This window comes from Roseibium sp., from assembly GCF_051016195.1.
GTDB lineage: Bacteria > Pseudomonadota > Alphaproteobacteria > Rhizobiales > Stappiaceae > Roseibium.
This window is the reverse complement of record NZ_CP134616.1, coordinates 6,314,532-6,333,979: the sequence shown is the minus strand read 5'-3', so window position 1 is coordinate 6,333,979 and position 19,448 is coordinate 6,314,532. Positions and strand designations below refer to the sequence as shown.

Sequence of the window (19,448 nt, the reverse complement as noted above, 5' to 3'; positions counted from 1 at the left end):
CGCTCAGGTGCGTCGGCGCACGACGGCAACATTGACCTCGTTCCAGATTTCGAACCCGAGTTTCCGGTAAAGCGCGATGGCGCCGTGATTATCTGCATATGCATGGAGAAAAGGCGTATCGCCTTCTGCCCGTATTCTTGATGCGACATGCAGGGTGAGGGCGCTTGCAAGGCCGCGGCCCTGAAAATCGGGATGGGTGCAAAGTCCGCTGATTTCCCGGTAACCGGTCAGACTGAGCCGGGTTCCACCCATCGCGGCAAGCTGGCCGTCAAACCTCACTCCGAAGAAGCTGCCGAGTTCGGGTGTGCGGGTCGTGAAGGGACCGGGCTTCGTCAATTCTGCCAGCGCCACCATCTCAGGAATATCTTCGACCGAAAGCGGCAGAATTTCGGCATGCTTTGCAGGCGGTGCGATCGCTGCTTTCTCGATCATCAGGACGCCGAGTGCCGTCTTTTCGGCAACCAGTTTGCCGGGCAGCCGGATTTCGTCGGCCTGCAGAAGGAAGGAAGGAGCGTCGCCGGGTAGAATGAGCTCTTGAAGCGCGGAAAGCGCCTCCTCCGAGTTGTCCTTAGCGGAGGCAAACGGAGACACTTGGGGGTCAAAGCGGCGCGCGTGCCTAGTCCCCTGCGAGAACGGGTTCTGCCGTGTCGCGAGTGCCGACCACACCACGCGATTGAGAAGTTCGGTCATGTCAAGGCTCCGAAGGGTTGGGCAGGATCATCATCTTCAAATGGGCAGCCGTATCGTCCCAGCGTCTCAGCACCTCGCGAGCTGCGGCAGGAACGTTGCTGCGCGCGTATTCGGGACCTTGAAACGCGACGACATCGCCGATGGGGCTGAAGGTCATGATCGTTGCGAATTCCACCTCGTCCCCGAGGTCTTGCCGCAGAACTTCGATCCCTAAAGATCCCGGAATTGCGGTTTCGGAAAGGACACTGAAACACCGGTCCGCACTGTCCGGTGTGGTCCAGCCATGCCGGATGCGCTGGATCACCTTGCTTCCTCCACATAAGAGATCATGTCTTTCCAGGCGGGCAGCGGCTCGGCTGCACGCCGGGCGGTCAGCGGACGGGTCTTCAGAGCGTCTTCCAACTGGGAAAGCTGCTGAAGCAGTGAACCGTTCAGGTCGGAACAGGCATCTGCAACCGCGAGAATGATCTCCGGCCACAGAGTTTGTTGCAGGTGGCGGACCAATGCCTGACCCTTTTCAGTGAGCGCGACCCTGGAGACCCGTCGATCCTGTGCGTCGGGCAGGCCCTCGACCAACTTGTCTGATTTCAGTTTGGTGATCATGCGCGTCACTCCCGGTTGGCTCAGGCCAACCGCATCGGCAAGACTTCCAATGCTGAGCGGCCCGTTGCGGTCGAGCGCCGCGAGGATCGGGTGATGTGATGCCGGCAGGTTCAGCTCCTGTGTGCGGGCGCTGATTTCTTGGGTCTGCGCCTGAAGTCTTTCGCCGATCCGCTTCAGGCGGCTTCCGAGTGTTCCATAGCCAAGCGCACGGACAATATCTTCAACCATCAGGATCTCCCATTTGCATAACATGTAATATAACAAGTTATGTAAAACAAGGTGCTTGACAGGTTTGGCAATAAATATAACCATAGAGTTATGGAACAAGTTGGTTATATAAAGCCTGAGCCCACGCTTGATGCCGTCTTCGCCGCATTGTCGGACCCGACCAGGAGGGCGATCCTGACGCGCCTGGCAGCAGGGGAGGCGTCCGTCAACGAAATCGCTGCGCCATTCGACATGAGCCAGCCGGCCGTCTCGAAGCATCTAAAGGTGCTGGAACGGGCGGGTCTTATCATGCGCGGCGCGGATCGCCAGAGGCGTCCGGCGCAACTGAATGCGGTTCCCATGAAGGAAGCCGTCGCATGGCTGGAAGAATTCAGAAAGTTCTGGTCATCGAGATTCGATCAGCTCGATACTTTGCTCGATGAACTGAAAAACACGGAAAACTGGGAGAAATAGCGTGTCATTGCCCGAGTATATTTTGGAAAGACGTTTCAACGCACCGCGTGAGCTTGTCTGGAAAACCTGGACCAACCCTGACCTGCTCGCCCGCTGGTACGGCCCGGGCGTGGAGACGATTATACACAAGCTGGATGTGCGGCCCGGTGGACTGTGGTTGAACGAGATGCGATATGGCGGCGGGTCGCATTACCAGCGGGTCGAATATACCGAGGTCATTGAACCTGAAAGACTCGTCTGGCTGCACTCCGTTTCGGATGAAAACTGGGACCCGGCCTCCAATCCCATGATGCCGGACTGGCCGAGAACGCTTCTGACAACGGTGACCTTCACCGAAGCGGGCGACGACACCGAAATGCGTCTCGTGTGGACCCCTCATGACGCCAGTGACGCCGAGATTTCCTGCTTTGCCGGAGCAATCAGCGGTCTCGATCAGGGTTGGGGCAAAGGTATGGAGATGCTGGCGGAACTGCTTGTGGAGTTGAAGAACTGATAGCCTCGCATGCGCCCGGCGCATCCGCACATTCAAAATCGGAACCGAAGCGGGCAGCCATGGGCTGCCCGCTTTTGAATGTTCAGTCGTATTCCGGTCCGCGCGCGCGGTAAGGCGTGATTTCCTTCCACGCCTTCATCAGCGTGTCGAGTTCGTTATCGCTATGTGGCGCCATGATGATCTGGGGCTTGACCAGAAGGTCGCCATGGCCGCCGCTCTTGTTGGGCAGGCCCTTGCCCTTGAGACGCATCGGCTTGCCGCTCGACGTGTTGGGCGGGATCGTCAGATTGACCGCGCCGGATAGGGTGGGCGTGCGCACCTTGGCACCAAGCACGGCTTCATACAGCGTCAGCGGCAGGTCAAGATGAAGGTCCGTCCCCCTCATCTCGAACAGCTTGTGCGGCTTGATCCTGACCTCGACCATCGCATCCCCGGCGGGACCGCCGTGCTCGCCCGGGTAACCCTGGCCTTTCAGGCGGATCTTCTCGCCTTCCTCAACACCTTTCGGCAGCGTGACGTTGACCGTCTTGCCGCTGGGCAGCGTGACCTGCGTCTTGCCTGAATTCACGATGTCCTCAAGGGAAACGCGGGCGACGATTTCTGCATTCTTGCCTTTTTTCCTGGGCGGTGCCTTTGCACGCGCGCTCCCGCCGGCGAAACCACCGGCTCCGGCTCCGGCTCCAGCTCCGGGACCGGAACGACCACCGCGACCGCCGAAGCCACCAAAAATGTCGTTCAGGATGTCGTCAAATCCGCCCGTGTTGCCGCCGCTGGAACGGAAACCCTGGGCACCGCCTGCAGCACCAAAGTCCTCAAAACCGGAGAACCCGTCAAATCCCTTTGACTGGAAGCGCTGCTTGCCTTCCGCGTCGATCTCGCCGCGATCGAACTGAGCACGCTTGTCCTTGTCTCCGACGATTTCATAGGCCTGGTTGACTTCGGCAAAGCGCTGCTGTGCACCCGGATCATCCTTGTTCTGATCAGGGTGGTACTTCTTGGCCAACTTCCGAAAAGCCTTTTTTATGTCGCCCTCGCTGGCATTTTTCGCCACCCCGAGAACGCTGTAGGGGTCTCGCATTCACATCACCAGGTATCTAAGATTTTCCGGCCAATCGCCTCACGCATAAACGCTTCGGACACATGACCTGCTCCGAAGCGCGCGTATTAGCCTGACTATGACTGACCGGACTTCTCTACTATATCGGAACGCCGCAGGCAAAATTCCAGTCCTGCGGGCCCTTTGCGCAGGGCGCGGCGGAAAACGGTCCCTTGCTAGTGATCAGGCGTCCGTAACACTAAGCGCAGTCACAGCAAATCGTTGCGTGATATCCCGGCAGGCCGTTCCCGAATAGAGCTTTATGCCAGCAATGGTGTTTGCCGTCGTGCGGAAGGAAAGGCAGCCGGTCGCATCGAATGTACCGGTCTCGATCTGCGTGAGGGTGCCCGAGTTGCCGCTGACGGGGTTGAGCCAGGACAGCATGACGTCCTGGTCCGTCTCGGTCAGGTCGAGTTCGTCGCTCAGGGTGTTGAGATTCTCGGCAATAACCGCACGATCATCGGCATTGACATCGGAATAGGCCTGATCCGACGGGCTCGGAATGGAACCCGTCAATACCGTCGGCGTATCGACGTTGTTGCTTCCTGTTGGCACCGTGACCTGGGTGCAACCGGCAAGACAGACCGCAAGGGCCAACGCTGCGGCGACAAGGGGCTGGATCTTGCCGCCTCCAAGAGTATATGAACGCATAAGATACAATTTTTAAGTCGGCCCCTTCACTGGCAGTTTCTTGCCGTGCTTCAGGCGGTCGAGTTCTTCGACAGGTAACCCATGACAGACCCCAACCTTCCTACTGAAGAGTTAACAAAAGGTGACTTTGCGGACGTCAAGAAGCCATTTGACCTTTTTTCTGAATGGCTTGAGGATGCCAAGGCCTCCGAGCCAAACGACCCGAACGCGCTTGCGCTGGCAACGGTTGATGAAACCGGCCTTCCCAATGTGCGAATGGTTCTGCTGAAGGGCTTCGATGAACGGGGTTTTGTTTTTTACACGAATTTTGAAAGCGCGAAGGGCATCGAACTGCTGACCTCCGGCAAGGCGGCAATGTGTTTTCACTGGAAATCCCTTAGGCGGCAGGTCCGCATTCGCGGTGAGGTGAACAAGGTGTCCGACGAGGAGGCGGACACCTATTACCGGTCACGCCCGCGGGGCAGCCGGATAGGGGCCTGGGCCTCGAAACAGTCCAGACCGCTGGAAAGCCGGTTTGCGCTTGAAAAGGAAGTCGCCAGGTTCACCGCGAAATTCGGGGTCAGCGACATCCCGCGCCCCGAACACTGGTCAGGTATGCGTCTTGTGCCGACGTCGATCGAATTCTGGCACGACAGGCCGTTCCGGCTGCACGACAGGATCGTCTTTTCGCGCAGCAGTCCAAACCAGCCTTGGGACAAGGAACGCCTTTATCCCTGAGAATTCCGTACGAGGGCGCCGCAGAACCGAACCGGTTTGCGTGACTTAGGGGTCACAAAAGGCGCTTCCAGCGGAAAAACAGGAACGTCGCGACGACGGACACGAACATCATTCCCAGGGAGAACAGGAAACCCTGTTCCCATTTGAGTTCTGGCATGTTGGTGAAGTTCATCCCGTAGATCGAGGCGATCAGCGTCGGGGGTAGAAAGACAAGACCGAGGACCGTGAAGATCTTCGAGATCTGGTTTTGTTCAAGCGTGACGAGGCCGACCGTCGCGTCCAGCAGAAACGCAAGCTTGTTGTCCATCGCATCGGCGTGTTCCTTGATGGACCGCACATCACGCCCGTAGGTCTTGATCTCGGCCGCCTGGTCGTCTCCCAGGCTCACCCGCCTCGAATGCGTGTTGAGGAACAAGAGCGCGCGCGACAGGCTCGTGCAGACGTCGTGCATTTTGGCAACGTGCAGGCCGATCTGTCCGAGTTGCTTGATGGCGACCTGATAGCTGGCGGTTTTGCGCGTGTTGTGACCATCGCCAAACACCTGCACCGCAAGTTCATCATAACGCGCGGACGCATTTTCCATCTCGTCCGCGCAGCGGTCCACGATGATGTCGAGCAACGCAAACAGAACGGCCGGTCCAAGATGCGCAATTGTTGCATCGCCCTGAACCTTCTTTGACAGGAGGGCAATGGATCTCGGTTCGCCGTAACGAACTGTGACAAGCCGCTTGGAACTGAGAACGATGGTTACGGAAGACAGGATCGGATCAAGCGTGCGCGTGGCCATCGGCATCTGGACGGTCATGACAAGGGCCCCGGGCTCGGCGTAGAGCCGCTCAGAGGTTTCGATCGAGGCAATTTCGTCCCGCGTCGGTATCTCTGCGCCCATGAGCTTTTCGGCGGCCTTTTGCTCTTCGCGTGTGGGTGAAATCAGGTCGATCCACACAGATGTTGACGGCACCGGCGCCTCGGGAGCGAGTTCGATGCGCTCAAGACCGTTCACGGATGGGCAGTAGGCAATGATCATCAAGTCGGACTCCGCACGCACAGGCCACGGGATGCGGACCTGCATTTCATTCCGGATCTGACAAGAAGCTGACTTTGGCCGCGCGATCCGCAGGCTTCCGAAAGAGCCTGCAGAAATTGCAGGACACCCCGAAAGCAGGACGTGACCTGCAGTTTCACCTGCGACGGATCCGTACACCCCGGGCTAGGCGCTAGTGCGCGTCAAACCGCGCACGTGCCATGGCAGATCGGCGGTGCTGATCCGTTCGCGATTTTGATCGAACACGATTCTCGACAGACCTTAACGGGGGGCAGTTTGCCGAACACGCCGACCCACGGCAAGCGTGCTGGAACCCGAAAAGAGTTGGTTCGCTGTCCGAATGGACCGAAATATGGTCCTTTGGCAATCGGTCCGCGATGCGGTTCCGATTACTTGGTTTTCTTTGTCGAAGCGCCCGCGTTCTTGCAGAGGGCGGCTGCATTCAGAGCAGCAATTCCGACTGGTTTATATTGATTTTCCAATTTGGCTCCCGCCGGGACTTTTGCAGCCGGTTGGGATGATTGCTCAGACATTTTTCCAAGGTCCGTTGTTGTACCAGCCCCCGCTGACTGGAGGTTTGATGCGCGGATTATTGCGGGCCGCGTGCATGTCGTGTCCAATTGCGGCATTCAAAGGGCAAGCTTCAGCAAACCTCAAAAAAATTCGCAACCAGCCATCGAATGATGCGCCTCTTTAGCCGTCTCAGCCAGTCAAATTCTATAACAGGATGTAACGTTAGGGCAGTGAATTTGAAGTAATTGGTTAAATAAAAATTTACTCTTTGTTGTGAGGCCGCCTGTTTGAGCCGGTTTTGCAGGCAGAACTACAAGATATAGGAGCGGTAGGAAGTCGGGGATTGGCGCATAATGGCAGAAAAAATGCCTTTCGCGCACCTGAGAAGGGCCAGCACGCCGGTAAGGGTGACAAGGAACAGGCCGGCAAGAGTGAGTTGTGTTGCAATTTCCGCCCCAAGAACGATCATGATGCCGCCCAAGCTGCTTCCGATGACCATCAGAGCGATTGTTGTTCTGATGTAGTGGTAGTGGGCAAAGAGACGTTCCTCTGGGTGTTCGGCGTAGTTTACGGCAAACAACAGCGCCAGCGGTGCGGGAAGAACCGCACAGCTGCAGACATAGCAGAGCAAAACATTGGAAAAGCCGGGCGAAAAAAGACGCTTGGTTCCGGCAGCATTATTGTTCGGGTTTGGACCTGCGTTCTGACAGATCTCGTCAGCGGAATGTCGGGGGGTCATTCCAATCGTCACCGCTCCGTGCTCTTAAGGCTTTCTTCCCACCTTTGACTCAGAATGATTCGAACCTTGACTGCGTGAATTATGAAGTGTGTGCGGCTCAAGTGAAGTTCTAATTTGACAAATTGTCCGTAAACACAAAAAACGGACTATATTTTGGTGAGCGCGCAAGCAGAAAAGACGCTGCGATCCAGGTTGGAAACACATGAAACGCTATGCCGTCCATAGAACAGCTGCCGCGCCGGCGAGCCGGGCGATAGCTTCGGTTGCGCTTGCGATAACGGTGACCGCGTTCTTTGCGAAGCGCTTCGGCTTCATAGACGCAGATGTGTTCGTTCTGTCGCTTTTGTTTTCCGCATGTGTGGCCTTGCTGGCATTCGTGGCCGCAGTCGTCGCGTTTCAGCGGATCTGGAGCAAGGGCGGGCCGGGTGTTCCAGCTGCCCTGACCGCAGTTCTGTTCGCAGTTGCGGCGCTTTTCCCTCCGACGGTCGTTGGCGGAATGATGATAACGAGCGGAGGCGTAAACGATGTAGCCACCAACCAGGTGGATCCTCCCGAATTGAAAATGCAGGCCGTCGTCGAGCAGCAACCGTTCTTGAACTGGACGACGGGTTTTCTAAAGGAAACCGCTTATCCATTCCTTTCCGGGTTGCCGCAGCAAGCTGCCCTTCGAAGGTTCGAACCGGACGGGAGAACGGCCGATATCGTGCCGCGCCGATACAGGATCGCGCCGGGCCAGTTGCATGTTGCCGGCGCCAAGGCGCTGGAGAACCTGAACTGGACGATCGTGGATGAGCTCCCGCCGGACCTGCTTGATGCCGCAACGAGACTTCAGGCAGAGGGAGAAACAGGTATTCTTGGCCTGAAGTTTGATGTCGTGTTGAGAATACGCCCCGATAGCGTGGGCGCATTGCTGGATGTGCGTTCGCGGTCCAGAACGTCGTTGAGGGACCTGTCCACAAATGCCGGTCAGATAAGGACCGTTTTCGACGAGATCGATCGCGTCCTTCTGGAGACCTACGGAAACCTTGCCCGCGTTTCCGTCGAAGAAGGGGAAGAGGAAGAAGAACTTCCGCCGATTGTTCTTGAAGATCAGCGCGATGTTATTCCCTTGCCCGGCTTCAAGCCGTATTTCGAGGACACCGAGACCATCGACCCGGACGCGGCTGATCTGCCGGATCTGGAAGGCTGATATTTAAATGCGTGATTTGTAGTGGGCGGCCAGCGACAACTCCGGAGTGGCGGCCGCAAGGCCTCTTTCAACCAGGTCCTCAAGATGCGCAAAGACCGAAAGTGCCGCTGCCGGATGAAGCGACGGGTCGACTGACGCGTAAAGTGTTTCCACGATCTCGGGGATGGATTTGTCGGAACCCGAAATCTCCGAAAGTATCGATTGTTCGCGGCGTATCCGGTGTTGCTTGAGATCGGCGACGTAGTCGTGCGCGTGCTCAATGTGGCCGCCATGCCCCGGGTGGTAGGTTTGCTCCGGCCGCGCCAGCAGCTTCTCGATCGAGGCCATGTAGTCCCGCATGGAGCCATCGGGAGGTGCGACAATGGATGTTGACCAGCCCATGACGTGGTCCGCGGACAGGATCGCATCTTCCCCCTTTATGGAAAAGCAAAGATGGTTTGCAGTGTGGCCCGGCGTTTCTATCGCTTCGATTGATGCTTCGCACGCCTCGAAGGTGTCCCCGTCCTGCAGCAGCCGGTCTGGCACGTGCTCCTTGTCGCCGCTGCTGTCGAGCGGATTGACCTCGTTTTCCATCAATGCGCGCGCCGCCCTGTGCGGACCGCAGCCGACAATGGGCGCCCCCGTCCGGTGTTGAAGCAGGCGAGCGCCCGGAGAATGATCCATGTGGGTGTGCGTGACGAGGATCGCTTCAAGTTCGCTTCCGTCAAGCAGGCTCATGATGGTGCCGATATGGTCTTCAAGAGCCGGGCCGGGGTCGACAACCACGATCTTCCGTGTCCCGATCAGGTAGGTGTTGGTGCCCCGGAACGTAAATGGTCCCGGGTTGCGGGCGGTGAGCCGCCGGAAGCCGGGAGAAAGTTCTAAGGCGGAACCGTATCGGGGGTCGAAGTCGAGATTGTGTTTCATGATGGCCGGTGGAAGATCTCAGCTCGTGTTGGAAAGGCTGCTTGGTCGTTCTTGAAAGTCCGTCAATGAATGCGTTTTGGCAACTCTGATTTTGGATGCGAACCGGTGCCGGTGCGCGGTCAGGCGCTCACATGCCGCCGTCATGCAGATGACGTCAGAATCGGCTAGTGCGGTGAATTTGAAGTTCGCTTCAGCAGGCTCCGAAGCGAACTTCAAATTCAAGAATGTGACTAGGGCATCGGGAACAACGGGACCGTTCGGGAAAATCGGCCCGTTCTGCTTCGTGCCGGCACAGAAATTCGCGGAATGAAAAGAAAGTTGATGCACTTGGGACACAGAATAATTCTTCGTCGTGGGCTAGAATGATTTGACAGTGAAGAAAACAGAAAATCGGGAACGTGGTGTTTTAGACATGGCAGATGATCAGGAATGCCGGTTCGAAGTGGTGCTGGACCTGCCCCGGGACCGGGCGTTCGCGCTCTTCGTTGACCGGCTTGACACCTGGTGGACATCACCTTTCCGGGAGGTTGACGAGACAGGTGTGGAGCCACATATCGAGCCCTGCGCGGGCGGGCGCTGCTACGAAATCGATGGCAGCGGTGCCAGCCGCACATGGGGCACCGTGCTTTCGATTGAGCCTCCGATTTACATCCGCATGGCTTGGCAGGTCTCCATGGAAGGTGAAGAAGTCGCCGACCCGCTCACCGCAAGCCGGGTCATGGTCAACTTCCGTGAGGCCGGCGAAAACACCCGGCTTGAAATCGTCCACACGGAGTTCCTGCGCCATGGTGAGAAAGGCGCGGACTATTGTGCGTTCATGCGCCAGGAAAATGGCTGGCCCAGGATGATTGCCGGATTGAAGTCCGCGGCGCAGACGGCGTCCTGGCGATAAGGCATCACGGTCGGAACCAATTCGCTCTGGTGTCGCTTCGCTGACATGCTTGGTGTGCTAAGGCAGCTGCAGCCCTTGCCCGAACAGCTGAATTCGGCCTTGCAAACTACTGAGACGTCGAAATAGTGTGCGGCAATTGAGGCGTAACCCACAGGTTCCCGATCTTGCGCTTGTTTTCATGTCTTCAATGTCTGTAGAGGAAACTCCCGAAGGGCATTCCCCGGCATCGCCGCTTACAAGGATCGGCGAGGCGCGCTGGATCCTCTTGACCGCTGTTTGCGCCGCGTTGACCGCCGTCCTGCTTTTCCAGGTGCCGTTCTGGCCGGCTGCATCGGCCGTCGCATTGATGACAGCGGTCGCGGCCTTTGTCCCCAGGCGGTCCGCGAGCAGACGGGTGAAACTGAACACTCAGCGCGAAATCCGGCGGATGTGGCCGGGCACCGGCATGAAGGTGACGGTGGATGCTTTGCCGACGCCGTGCTTCGTTGCCGACGGGCGCGGTATCACGCGCTATGTGAATGCCAAGGCACACGCAATCTACGAAGGGGTGAAACCGGGCGATCCCTTGTCCTTTTCGCTGCGTGCCCCGTCGCTGCTGGAAGCGTTCGACCGTGTCTGCAGCACAGGGAAGGAAGAGCGCATCTCCTGGATCGAAAAGGTGCCGACTGAAACCTGGTACGAAGCGCATATCGCGCCGATCTACATGCCCGGGTCGGCACATTCCGGGCGCACGCATCTGCCGGATTTCATCCTGGTGGTAATCCAGGACCTGACGGAGAACCGGCGCCTGGAGCGAATGCGGACTGACTTTGTTGCGAACGCCAGCCATGAACTGCGCACGCCCCTTGCCTCGCTCACGGGTTTTATCGAGACGATACAGGGGCCTGCAAAGAATGACCCGGAAGCCCAGGACCGGTTTCTGTCGATCATGTTGGATCAGGCCGCGCGGATGCGCCGGCTCATCGACGACATTCTCTCCCTTTCCAGAATCGAATTGAAGGCGCACGTGCGGCCGGTGACCGTGGTCGACCTTGCCGAAATCGTCCGCCATACGGCCGACGCGTTGTCGCCGCTTGCACGCGAACTTGACGTTGAGATCCGGATCGACTTGCCGGACGGGCCGACGCGGCTGAGGGGAGATCGCGACGAGCTCATCCAGGTGGCGGAAAACCTGATCGAAAATGCGCTGAAATACGGCAGTTCCGGCAAATATGTCGACGTATCGATGCACCGCACGGACGAGACGGAACAGCCGTCAATGTGGGTCTTCTCGATCCGGGACTACGGTGAGGGCATTCCCCAGGAGCATCTGCCCAGACTGACCGAGCGATTCTACCGGGTCGACGTTGAGTCCAGCAGGGCCTTGAAGGGAACAGGCCTCGGCCTTGCCATCGTCAAGCACATCCTGACGCGTCACAAGGCGCGGATGGAAGTGGAAAGCGCGCAAGGCGAGGGGGCGACATTCAAGATCTATCTTCCAGCGCTTGAAAAAGCGGAAGATCCTGCTCGAAAGCCGCAGTAACGCACGCATGCGATCGGCCAGGCCGGCGGTTTCGCCTTTCAAGACCGGGAGCGACTGGTTGTCACGAGCGGTTGGCTTGCCCCCGAAAACCTGAGGTCAGTGAAAAGAGCGGCAGACGGAAAGAAGCGGCGTATCACGACGTTGTCTGGCGGGCTTGCAACATGCCGAGTTTCAGGTATTTCGGGACGATCGCTCCGGCCGGTTTTCGCGTTGGGCGCTCCATTGGTTTGCGCTCGGGTTGCAAGGCTCGCAAATGCCCTTCCGTCAAGGACGTCGAGATCTGCGGCAGTCGGCATGAGATTCTGCTTTTGACAAAATTGTTTTCTGACATAAAAAATTCAAACGAGAAGAAAAGGTTATATATTTCAATATTTTAAATTGTCACATAACTGATAAGAAACTGTCATAGAACTCTCATCCATCGGGCCTAGGGTCCCGGCATCGTTCACGTGTGTAAGGCGTGGCGACTATCCATAAACCTTGACATTCAAAGGGAGTGGTCAAGTGAAATTTACGACCCTCGTAAGCGCAACTGCCCTCGCGGTTGCATCCACTGCATTCGTTGGCGCAGCCCAGGCTCGCGACCAGGTCCAAGTTGCTGGTTCTTCCACGGTTCTTCCCTACGCTTCGATTGTTGCCGAAGCTTTCGGCGAGAACACCGACTTCCCGACACCGGTTGTTGAGTCCGGTGGCTCTTCCGCTGGTCTGAAGCGCTTCTGCGAGGGTGTTGGCGAAAACACCATCGACGTTGCCAATGCGTCCCGCAAGATCCGCGAAAAGGAAATCAAGGCCTGTGCCGAAGCTGGTGTCAAAGACATCATCGAAGTCCGCATCGGTTATGACGGAATCGTCTTCGCTTCGCAGAAAGATGGTCCTGCATTCACCGCCTTCGAACCGGTCGATGTGTTCAACGCTCTTGGAGCCAAGGTCCTCAAGGACGGCCAGATCGTCGACAACCCGTACAACACCTGGGCCGAGTTCAATTCCGAACTCCCGGATGTCGACATTGCTGCCTTCATCCCGGGCACCAAGCACGGCACCCGTGAAGTCTTCGAAGAAAAGGTTCTTGCAGTTGGTTGTGAAGAATCCGGCGCTCTGAAGGCAATGATGGACTCCGGCATGTCTGAAGACGACGCTGAAGACGCCTGCATCGCAGTTCGTCGCGACGGCAAGTCTGTTGACATCGACGGTGACTACACCGAGACCCTGGCCCGTATCGACACCAACCCGAACGGCATCGGCGTTTTCGGTCTCGCATTCTACGAGAACAACACCGACAAGCTCAAAGTCGCGACCATGAACGGTATCGCTCCGTCCACCGAGTCGATCGCTTCCGGTGAGTATCCGGTGTCCCGTCCGCTGTACTTCTATGTCAAGAAGGCACATATCGGCGTGATCCCGGGCCTGAAAGAATACGCTCAGTTCTTCATCGCTGACGAAATCGCCGGTCCGCAGGGCCCGCTGGCACAGTACGGCCTGGTTTCCGACCCGGAGCTGGCCGCTGTTCAGGCTTCCGTCAACAACGAAGAAACAATGAAGTAATCGAGCCCTTGCTCGATCGAGGGGCGGCAGTTTCCGCCGCCCCTTTTTCTTTTTTCTTTTCGTTACATATCCGGGGGAGCAAATGCCTTTGTTCTGGCTCATCTTGATCGTGCTAGCCATCGCTGCGGTGGGGTACGTTCTCGGGCGGTCGCGGGCCTTGTCCAGTGCCGGGGGAGAGCTTTCGGCTCTGCATTCCCTGCCGTCCTATTACGGGGCAAACGTCGCGATGAAGGTGGTTGTCCCTGCCTTCCTGCTCCTCATTGTATGGCTGCTTGCGCAGCCAATTTACGTTAACAGCGTCATTTCCGACATGATCCCTGAAACCGCGATTGAGGAGGGATCCTCGCGCGGGCTCGTTCTTGCCGAGGTGCGCCGTGCCGCCAGAGGCCTCGACAATGCCGTCGCGACCGGGGCAATGACGGAAGAATTCGCGCGCAACGCACGCGCCGACTTCGCCGACATCAGCACGCGCCTCAGAGAGGCGGGTCAGATCGTCACGTCCGAAATCACGCAGCCGATCCTGCGGGCCGCGCAGCGCTACCGCATCCTGAATTCGACCGGCAATCTGATCATGTCGGTTGCCGTTGTACTGGTCGCGCTCTTCGCCGCCTTCTGGGCGCTTCGCGAGACGAACGCAGAGTTCCGTGCGCGAAACGTGGTTGAGCAGGGGATCAAGGCGATCCTGATCGCGGCAGCTTCCATCGCCATTTTGACGACGATCGGAATTGTGCTCTCGCTGGTGTTCAACACCTGGGAGTTTTTCCGGCTCTACCCGGCTTCGGACTTCTTCTTCGGTTTGACGTGGTCGCCGAGTTTCTCCGGACGCGGCAGCTCGTCTCAGCTGGGCATCCTGCCGTTGCTCTGGGGCACATTTTATATTTCCATCGTCGCGCTGCTCGTCGCTGTGCCGATTGGTCTTTTCGCTGCGGTCTACCTGTCGGAATATGCTGGGCCGAAGGTGCGTGCTGTCGCCAAACCTCTGCTCGAGGTTCTGGCCGGCATCCCGACCATCGTTTACGGTCTCTTCGCTCTTCTGACGGTCGGTCCGCTGCTCTTGTCCGTCTTCGGCAACGAAGGCCTCGGGATCATGCAGGCGGGAACAGCGGTCATGACCGCGGGTCTCGTAATGGGCATCATGCTGATCCCTTTCGTGAGTTCGCTCTCGGACGACATCATCAACGCCGTGCCCCAGGCGATGCGCGACGGATCCTACGGTCTTGGCGCAACCAAATCCGAAACGGTGCGCCAGGTGATCCTGCCGGCCGCGCTTCCAGGTATCGTGGGTGCGATCCTGCTGGCGGCCTCGCGAGCCATCGGTGAAACGATGATCGTGGTCCTCGGTGCCGGTGCGGCCGCGCGCCTCAGCCTCAACCCGTTCGAGGCCATGACGACTGTCACCGCCAAGATCGTCAGTCAGCTGACCGGTGACGCGGACTTTGCGTCCCCTGTCGCGCTTGTGGCCTTCGCGCTTGGCATGACCCTTTTCGTGATAACCCTGGGCCTCAATATTGTCGCACTCTACATCGTGCGCAAATACCGGGAGCAGTATGACTGATGACCGACGCAACACTTCCTCCCGAGACTTCCGTATCGCCTGAAAAAGCACCGATGCAGCCGAAGTCGCTCTACGCGCTCGATGACCTGACACGCAAGCGCAATGCCGCCGAAAAGCGCTTTCAGGCCTACGGCATCACGGCCATCTTGATCGGGCTGTTCTTCCTTGTGGTGCTGGCATACGCCATCATCTCGCAGGGCATCCCGGCTTTCTCGCGCACGGTCGTTGAGGTCGAGTTCACCCTGACCCAGGAACAGTACGACGCCGCCGAAAGCACGCTGTTCAAGACAAGGGCCTATGAGGAGATCTTCATCAACGCCCTGTCTGGCCAGCTGCAGGACAGCGGCATCGAGACGCCGGTTGAACCGGAAGCCATCGAACGCATCGTCGGCAAGCCGGGTGGCACCATCCGCACGTTTTTCCGGGAGAACACGGACCAGCTGGGCCAACCGGTCCGTTTCGATCTGGCGGCATCATCCAGGGTCGACGGCTATATGAGCGGCCGGATCACCCGCGAGAGCATGACCGACAGCCGCTTTCTCATGTCATCGGACCTTGACGTCGTCGACAATCTGGTCGAGGTAGGCGTCATCAAGACCGTGTTCAACTGGCCGTTTATCACCGGCGCCGACGCAGGCGTGGACAACGCCTCTGCCGCCGGCATCGGAGCGTCTGTGATCGGGTCTTTCTTCATGATGCTGGTGGTGCTGTTCCTGTCGCTCCCGATCGGGGTGGCCGCATCCATCTATCTTGAGGAATTCGCTCCGCAGAACCGGTTCACGGATCTGATTGAAGTCAACATATCGAACCTCGCCGCCGTGCCCTCGATCGTGTTCGGTATTCTTGGTCTGGCGGTCTTCATCCAGTTCATGCACCTGCCGCAATCGGCGCCGCTGGTTGGCGGGCTGGTTCTGACGCTGATGACATTGCCGACGATCATCATCTCGACGCGCGCCTCGCTGAAGGCGGTTCCGCCGAGCATCCGGGACGCGGCGCTTGGTGTCGGAGCCTCCAAGATGCAGGCGACATTCCACCATGTATTGCCGCTGGCAATGCCCGGTATCCTGACCGGCACCATCATCGGTCTCGCGCAGGCCCTGGGCGAGACAGCGCCACTGCTCCTGATCGGGATGGTCGGCTTCGTCGCGCGTGGGTACCCGGACGGCTTCATCGCCGGCTTCACGGAGCCCAACTCGGCGATGCCGGCGCAGATCTACACCTGGGCAGCCCGGTCGGACCTCGCCTTTACCGAAAAAGCCTGGGGTGGAATTATTGTCCTGCTGGTTTTCCTTCTCTCAATGAATATTCTCGCGATCATCCTGCGCCGCAGGTTTGAGCGCCGCTGGTAAGGACTGATGCGATGAATGAAATGCCGAGCATTGAACAGGCGAAAGACATGACCGAGAGCAAGATTTCCGCAAACAAGGTGCAGGTCTTTTATGGCGAGAACCACGCCATCAAGGACGTCGACATCGAGATCCAGCCGCGGTCCGTGACCTCCTTCATCGGACCGTCCGGTTGCGGCAAGTCAACGTTCCTGCGCACCATCAACCGCATGAACGACACGATCGACATCTGCCGTGTCGAAGGATCGATCAAGATCGACAACGAGGATATCTACGACCCGAAGGTGGATCCGGTACAGCTTCGCGCGAAGGTCGGCATGGTGTTCCAGAAGCCGAACCCGTTCCCGAAGTCGATCTACGACAACATCGCCTACGGGCCTCGCATCCACGGTCTCGCCCGTAACAAGGCTGAACTCGACGATGTCGTCTCCTCCAGCCTGCAGAAGGCCGGCCTTTGGGAAGAGGTCAAGAACCGACTGGACGAGCCTGGAACCGGCATGTCCGGCGGCCAGCAACAGCGCCTCTATATTGCGCGGGCGATTGCGGTCAGCCCGGAAGTCATCCTGATGGATGAGCCCTGTTCGGCCCTTGATCCGATTGCAACGGCGAAGGTCGAGGAACTGATTGATGAGCTGCGCGAGAACTACACGATCGTCATCGTGACGCACTCCATGCAGCAGGCCGCCCGTGTCTCGCAACGCACCGCGTTCTTTCATCTCGGTATATTGGTTGAAGAAGGTCTGACCGAGGACATCTTCACGAATCCGAAAGACAAGCGCACTCAGGACTATATTACTGGCCGCTTCGGCTAGGCTGATTTCCGAAATCGGAAGGGGACACAGGATGTCTGAACACATTGTCTCGGCGTATGACGAGGAACTGACGGAAATGGCCGGTAAGGTCGCCGAAATGGGCGGCCTGGCGGAGCGCGCGTTTGCCGACGCGGTCGCAGCCCTTGTCTCTCAGGATCACGAGCTTGCAAAAGCCACGGTCGCAAACGATGAACGTCTCGACACGCTGCACCAGGCGGTGGAGGCAAAACTCATCGAAATGATCGCGCGCCGTCAGCCCATGGGCCAGGATCTGCGCGAAATCACCGCGGCAAGCCGCATCGCCAATGATCTGGAGCGTGTCGGCGACCTTGCCAAGAACGTTGCCAAACGCGCGATTGCGATCGACAGCAATCTCCAGTCCAAGAAACTGGCCATTGGTGTTGAGCACATGACCGAGCTTGCCCTAAGCCAGCTCAAGCAGGTTCTGGACGCGTATACGCGCCGGGACGCGGAAGCCGCACGCCGCGTCCAGGAAGCCGACGCGGAAGTGGACGCGATCTATACGTCCCTTTTTCGTGAGCTGCTCACGTACATGATGGAAGACCCGCGCATCATAACGCAGTGCGTCCACCTCTTGTTCTGCGCCAAGAACATCGAGCGCATTGGCGACCACGCGACCAACATTGCGGAGAACGTCTACTTCATGGTCACCGGTGAGCGCCTGCCCGAAGAACGTGAAAAAGTCGACGAAATGTCAGGTACCGTCTGAGCAGAAAAGACGGATTGAATTTTGGCCGGCGCTTTGATGCCGGCCGGTACAATCGGAGCTAGTTTGAATGCCGAAGGTGCTCATCGTTGAGGACGAAGAACCTCTCAGCCTTCTCTTGAGATACAATCTGGAAGCCGAAGGATATCAGGTGGAATCCTGTGTTCGTGGCGACGAAGCGGAAATCCGTCTGCGCGAAAGCCTGCCCGACCTTCTCCTGCTGGACTGGATGCTGCCGGGGCTTTCCGGAATTGAACTCTGCCGGCGCCTGCGCGCGCGCGAAGACACTGAGCGCCTGCCGGTGATCATGCTGACGGCGCGCGGCGAGGAAGCCGAACGCATTCGCGGGCTGTCCACCGGCGCCGACGACTATGTTGTCAAACCATTCTCGGTGCCGGAGCTGATGGCCCGCGTGCGTGCGATCCTGCGCCGCGCAAGCCCGGAAGTCGTGTCCACCATGTTGCGTTCAGGCGACATCGAACTGGACCGGGAAACCCATCGCGTGCGCCGGAACACCAAGGAGATCCACCTGGGACCGACCGAATTCCGCCTGCTGGAGTTTCTGATGACATCGCCTGGACGCGTGTTTTCGCGCGAGCAGTTGCTCGACGGCGTCTGGGGCCATGATGTCTATGTCGATGAGCGCACCGTGGACGTCCATGTCGGACGCCTGCGCAAGGCACTGAACCGCGGCAAGGCAAAGGACCCGATCCGAACGGTCCGTGGTGCAGGCTATGCGTTCAATGACCAGTTTTCGGTTGCCAGCTGAGACGGTCGAGGGCCTTCACCAGACCCTTTTTCTGAAGTAAAAATACCCGCTGAAGCAGCGGGTATTTTATTAAATAGGCTTTTGATTGCTGCGGCGTGGCAAAGACCGCGAGACTTGTTCAGGAAGCCTGGGCGACCTTGCGGTCGCGGCGCCGGTCGGCGACAGGCTGATACGCGATTTTGCAGTGATAGGTGCAATAGGGCACGTTCGGATCCGACTGCCGGCCGCAGAAGTAAAAATCGTCCGTCGCCGGGTCCCCGATCGGCCATTTGCAGGTCCGCTCGGTCAGCGTCAGAATGGTTGCCCGCTCGGAAATTGGGACAACCATTTCGGGCACGGGTTCCAGGCGCGGCTTTATCTCGGCCGCCGGTGCCGGGGAGGTCTCCATCTTGAGCGCCGTCGCACCGATTGATTGCGGCTGGCTGGCTGGTTTCTTAGGTGCGCCACCGGCCGCTGGAGCAGCAGCCCGCGGTCGGCGCGGCTTTCCTGCCGTGCTGGACGTCTTGGCGCGCCCGGACAGCCCGAGCCGGTGCACCTTTCCGATGACGGCATTTCTGGTCACGCCGCCGAGTTCACCTGCGATCTGGCTTGCGCTCAGGCCTTCGCTCCAAAGTTTCTTGAGCAGTTCAACCCGTTCGTTCGTCCAACTCATTGCCCGCACCCTTTTGTTTGGCCCAAAGAGCCAATAGTTCCCGTCAGGACGTGAACCCACACGCCCAGTATGGCATATCTTGTGCCTCTGGATGGTTTGTGACACGAGATCTCGTGTCTGATAGGCCAAAGGTTACAATAACGTTAATTTGGCAGGCAACCGTTGCGCCCAAAGCAACTGGGGATGAACTGACTTTTCCCCAGTTATGGTAAGTTCTTCGGGAATTTTACGAATCCGGTTTCGGAGCGCTCGCGCCCGCGGCCCATTGACAGATCACCGTGCTGACGGTGTATAAGAAGAGCGCAACG

The 19,448-nt window shown here is 58.3% G+C and carries 21 protein-coding genes; 12 read left to right on the top strand and 9 right to left on the bottom strand.

Annotation, left to right across the window (positions count from 1 at the left end; translation table 11 throughout):
• Positions 1-3: 3 nt before the first annotated feature.
• From RDA78_RS28720 to RDA78_RS28710, 3 genes are read right to left on the bottom strand one after another with little or no spacing between them, the layout of a single operon-like run.
• Complete coding sequence (locus RDA78_RS28720; RefSeq protein ID WP_434053154.1) at positions 4-690, bottom strand: GNAT family N-acetyltransferase; 687 nt, start codon at positions 688-690, stop codon at positions 4-6.
• A gap of 1 nt (position 691) precedes the next feature.
• Positions 692-994: an antibiotic biosynthesis monooxygenase gene (locus RDA78_RS28715; protein WP_434053153.1), complete on the bottom strand. Its 303-nt coding sequence runs from the start codon at positions 992-994 to the stop codon at positions 692-694.
• Positions 991-1,521 carry a MarR family winged helix-turn-helix transcriptional regulator gene (locus RDA78_RS28710; RefSeq protein WP_434053152.1) on the bottom strand — a complete coding sequence of 177 codons (531 nt, stop codon included), beginning with the start codon at positions 1,519-1,521 and terminating at the stop codon, positions 991-993. The genes RDA78_RS28715 and RDA78_RS28710 overlap by 4 nt, the downstream gene beginning before the upstream one ends.
• A 90-nt stretch (positions 1,522-1,611) precedes the next feature.
• On the opposite strand from RDA78_RS28710, the gene RDA78_RS28705 reads away from it, so the two are divergent.
• On the top strand, positions 1,612-1,974 hold the full coding sequence (locus RDA78_RS28705) for an ArsR/SmtB family transcription factor (protein ID WP_434053151.1): 363 nt from the start codon (positions 1,612-1,614) through the stop codon (positions 1,972-1,974).
• A 1-nt stretch (position 1,975) separates the two neighbouring features.
• Positions 1,976-2,467: an SRPBCC family protein gene (locus RDA78_RS28700; protein WP_434053150.1), complete on the top strand. Its 492-nt coding sequence runs from the start codon at positions 1,976-1,978 to the stop codon at positions 2,465-2,467.
• 82 nt (positions 2,468-2,549) lie between these two features.
• Here the strand turns inward: RDA78_RS28700 and RDA78_RS28695 are convergent, their stop codons facing one another.
• Complete coding sequence (locus tag RDA78_RS28695; RefSeq protein ID WP_434053149.1) at positions 2,550-3,545, bottom strand: DnaJ C-terminal domain-containing protein; 996 nt, start codon at positions 3,543-3,545, stop codon at positions 2,550-2,552.
• A gap of 201 nt (positions 3,546-3,746) precedes the next feature.
• Positions 3,747-4,214: an RT0821/Lpp0805 family surface protein gene (locus RDA78_RS28690; protein WP_434053148.1), complete on the bottom strand. Its 468-nt coding sequence runs from the start codon at positions 4,212-4,214 to the stop codon at positions 3,747-3,749.
• Positions 4,215-4,295: 81 nt separating this feature from the next.
• On the opposite strand from RDA78_RS28690, the gene pdxH reads away from it, so the two are divergent.
• Positions 4,296-4,931, top strand: a complete 636-nt coding sequence (gene pdxH / locus RDA78_RS28685) for a pyridoxamine 5'-phosphate oxidase (protein ID WP_434053147.1) — start codon at positions 4,296-4,298, stop codon at positions 4,929-4,931.
• 52 nt (positions 4,932-4,983) lie between these two features.
• Here the strand turns inward: pdxH and RDA78_RS28680 are convergent, their stop codons facing one another.
• Both RDA78_RS28680 and RDA78_RS28675 read right to left on the bottom strand, forming a co-directional pair.
• Entirely contained in the window at positions 4,984-5,958 is a 975-nt protein-coding gene (locus tag RDA78_RS28680; RefSeq protein ID WP_434053146.1) for a magnesium transporter CorA family protein, read from the bottom strand.
• A gap of 841 nt (positions 5,959-6,799) precedes the next feature.
• Positions 6,800-7,240: a hypothetical protein gene (locus RDA78_RS28675; RefSeq protein ID WP_434053145.1), complete on the bottom strand. Its 441-nt coding sequence runs from the start codon at positions 7,238-7,240 to the stop codon at positions 6,800-6,802.
• Positions 7,241-7,430: 190 nt separating this feature from the next.
• Here RDA78_RS28675 and RDA78_RS28670 point away from each other — a divergent pair, with 190 nt between their 5' ends.
• Complete coding sequence (locus tag RDA78_RS28670) at positions 7,431-8,417, top strand: DUF1499 domain-containing protein (protein WP_434053144.1); 987 nt, start codon at positions 7,431-7,433, stop codon at positions 8,415-8,417.
• Positions 8,418-8,420: 3 nt separating this feature from the next.
• On the opposite strand, the gene RDA78_RS28665 is transcribed toward RDA78_RS28670, so the two are convergent.
• Positions 8,421-9,323, bottom strand: a complete 903-nt coding sequence (locus tag RDA78_RS28665; protein ID WP_434053143.1) for an MBL fold metallo-hydrolase — start codon at positions 9,321-9,323, stop codon at positions 8,421-8,423.
• A gap of 412 nt (positions 9,324-9,735) precedes the next feature.
• On the opposite strand from RDA78_RS28665, the gene RDA78_RS28660 reads away from it, so the two are divergent.
• The 8 genes from RDA78_RS28660 to phoB all read left to right on the top strand — a co-directional run bounded on the left by RDA78_RS28660 (position 9,736) and on the right by phoB (position 18,488).
• On the top strand, positions 9,736-10,215 hold the full coding sequence (locus tag RDA78_RS28660; protein ID WP_434053142.1) for an SRPBCC family protein: 480 nt from the start codon (positions 9,736-9,738) through the stop codon (positions 10,213-10,215).
• Between the two features lie 187 nt (positions 10,216-10,402).
• A complete protein-coding gene (locus tag RDA78_RS28655; protein ID WP_434053141.1) occupies positions 10,403-11,737 on the top strand; it encodes an ATP-binding protein in 1,335 nt (444 codons plus the stop codon).
• Between the two features lie 504 nt (positions 11,738-12,241).
• A complete protein-coding gene (locus tag RDA78_RS28650) occupies positions 12,242-13,279 on the top strand; it encodes a substrate-binding domain-containing protein (RefSeq protein ID WP_434053140.1) in 1,038 nt (345 codons plus the stop codon).
• Between the two features lie 82 nt (positions 13,280-13,361).
• Entirely contained in the window at positions 13,362-14,834 is a 1,473-nt protein-coding gene (gene pstC, locus RDA78_RS28645) for a phosphate ABC transporter permease subunit PstC (protein ID WP_434053139.1), read from the top strand.
• Positions 14,834-16,183, top strand: a complete 1,350-nt coding sequence (gene pstA, locus RDA78_RS28640) for a phosphate ABC transporter permease PstA (protein ID WP_434053138.1) — start codon at positions 14,834-14,836, stop codon at positions 16,181-16,183. The genes pstC and pstA overlap by 1 nt, the downstream gene beginning before the upstream one ends.
• A gap of 11 nt (positions 16,184-16,194) precedes the next feature.
• Entirely contained in the window at positions 16,195-16,992 is a 798-nt protein-coding gene (gene pstB / locus RDA78_RS28635; RefSeq protein ID WP_434053137.1) for a phosphate ABC transporter ATP-binding protein PstB, read from the top strand.
• 31 nt (positions 16,993-17,023) lie between these two features.
• Positions 17,024-17,722 carry a phosphate signaling complex protein PhoU gene (gene phoU, locus RDA78_RS28630; RefSeq protein WP_434053136.1) on the top strand — a complete coding sequence of 233 codons (699 nt, stop codon included), beginning with the start codon at positions 17,024-17,026 and terminating at the stop codon, positions 17,720-17,722.
• A gap of 67 nt (positions 17,723-17,789) precedes the next feature.
• A complete protein-coding gene (gene phoB / locus RDA78_RS28625) occupies positions 17,790-18,488 on the top strand; it encodes a phosphate regulon transcriptional regulator PhoB (RefSeq protein WP_319386220.1) in 699 nt (232 codons plus the stop codon).
• A gap of 118 nt (positions 18,489-18,606) precedes the next feature.
• On the opposite strand, the gene RDA78_RS28620 is transcribed toward phoB, so the two are convergent.
• On the bottom strand, positions 18,607-19,140 hold the full coding sequence (locus tag RDA78_RS28620; RefSeq protein WP_434053135.1) for a GcrA family cell cycle regulator: 534 nt from the start codon (positions 19,138-19,140) through the stop codon (positions 18,607-18,609).
• Between the last annotated feature and the right edge of the window lie 308 nt (positions 19,141-19,448).

Coding starts and splice junctions, on each gene's coding strand:
- RDA78_RS28720 (WP_434053154.1), bottom strand. CDS start 690: ATGACCGAACTTCTCAATCGCGTGGTGTGGTCGGCACTCGCGACACGG.
- RDA78_RS28710 (WP_434053152.1), bottom strand. CDS start 1,521: ATGGTTGAAGATATTGTCCGTGCGCTTGGCTATGGAACACTCGGAAGC.
- RDA78_RS28705 (WP_434053151.1), top strand. CDS start 1,612: ATGGAACAAGTTGGTTATATAAAGCCTGAGCCCACGCTTGATGCCGTC.
- RDA78_RS28695 (WP_434053149.1), bottom strand. CDS start 3,545: ATGCGAGACCCCTACAGCGTTCTCGGGGTGGCGAAAAATGCCAGCGAG.
- RDA78_RS28690 (WP_434053148.1), bottom strand. CDS start 4,214: ATGCGTTCATATACTCTTGGAGGCGGCAAGATCCAGCCCCTTGTCGCC.
- pdxH (WP_434053147.1), top strand. CDS start 4,296: ATGACAGACCCCAACCTTCCTACTGAAGAGTTAACAAAAGGTGACTTT.
- RDA78_RS28680 (WP_434053146.1), bottom strand. CDS start 5,958: ATGATCATTGCCTACTGCCCATCCGTGAACGGTCTTGAGCGCATCGAA.
- RDA78_RS28670 (WP_434053144.1), top strand. CDS start 7,431: ATGAAACGCTATGCCGTCCATAGAACAGCTGCCGCGCCGGCGAGCCGG.
- RDA78_RS28665 (WP_434053143.1), bottom strand. CDS start 9,323: ATGAAACACAATCTCGACTTCGACCCCCGATACGGTTCCGCCTTAGAA.
- RDA78_RS28660 (WP_434053142.1), top strand. CDS start 9,736: ATGGCAGATGATCAGGAATGCCGGTTCGAAGTGGTGCTGGACCTGCCC.
- RDA78_RS28655 (WP_434053141.1), top strand. CDS start 10,403: ATGTCTGTAGAGGAAACTCCCGAAGGGCATTCCCCGGCATCGCCGCTT.
- pstC (WP_434053139.1), top strand. CDS start 13,362: ATGCCTTTGTTCTGGCTCATCTTGATCGTGCTAGCCATCGCTGCGGTG.
- pstA (WP_434053138.1), top strand. CDS start 14,834: ATGACCGACGCAACACTTCCTCCCGAGACTTCCGTATCGCCTGAAAAA.
- pstB (WP_434053137.1), top strand. CDS start 16,195: ATGAATGAAATGCCGAGCATTGAACAGGCGAAAGACATGACCGAGAGC.
- phoU (WP_434053136.1), top strand. CDS start 17,024: ATGTCTGAACACATTGTCTCGGCGTATGACGAGGAACTGACGGAAATG.
- phoB (WP_319386220.1), top strand. CDS start 17,790: ATGCCGAAGGTGCTCATCGTTGAGGACGAAGAACCTCTCAGCCTTCTC.
- RDA78_RS28620 (WP_434053135.1), bottom strand. CDS start 19,140: ATGAGTTGGACGAACGAACGGGTTGAACTGCTCAAGAAACTTTGGAGC.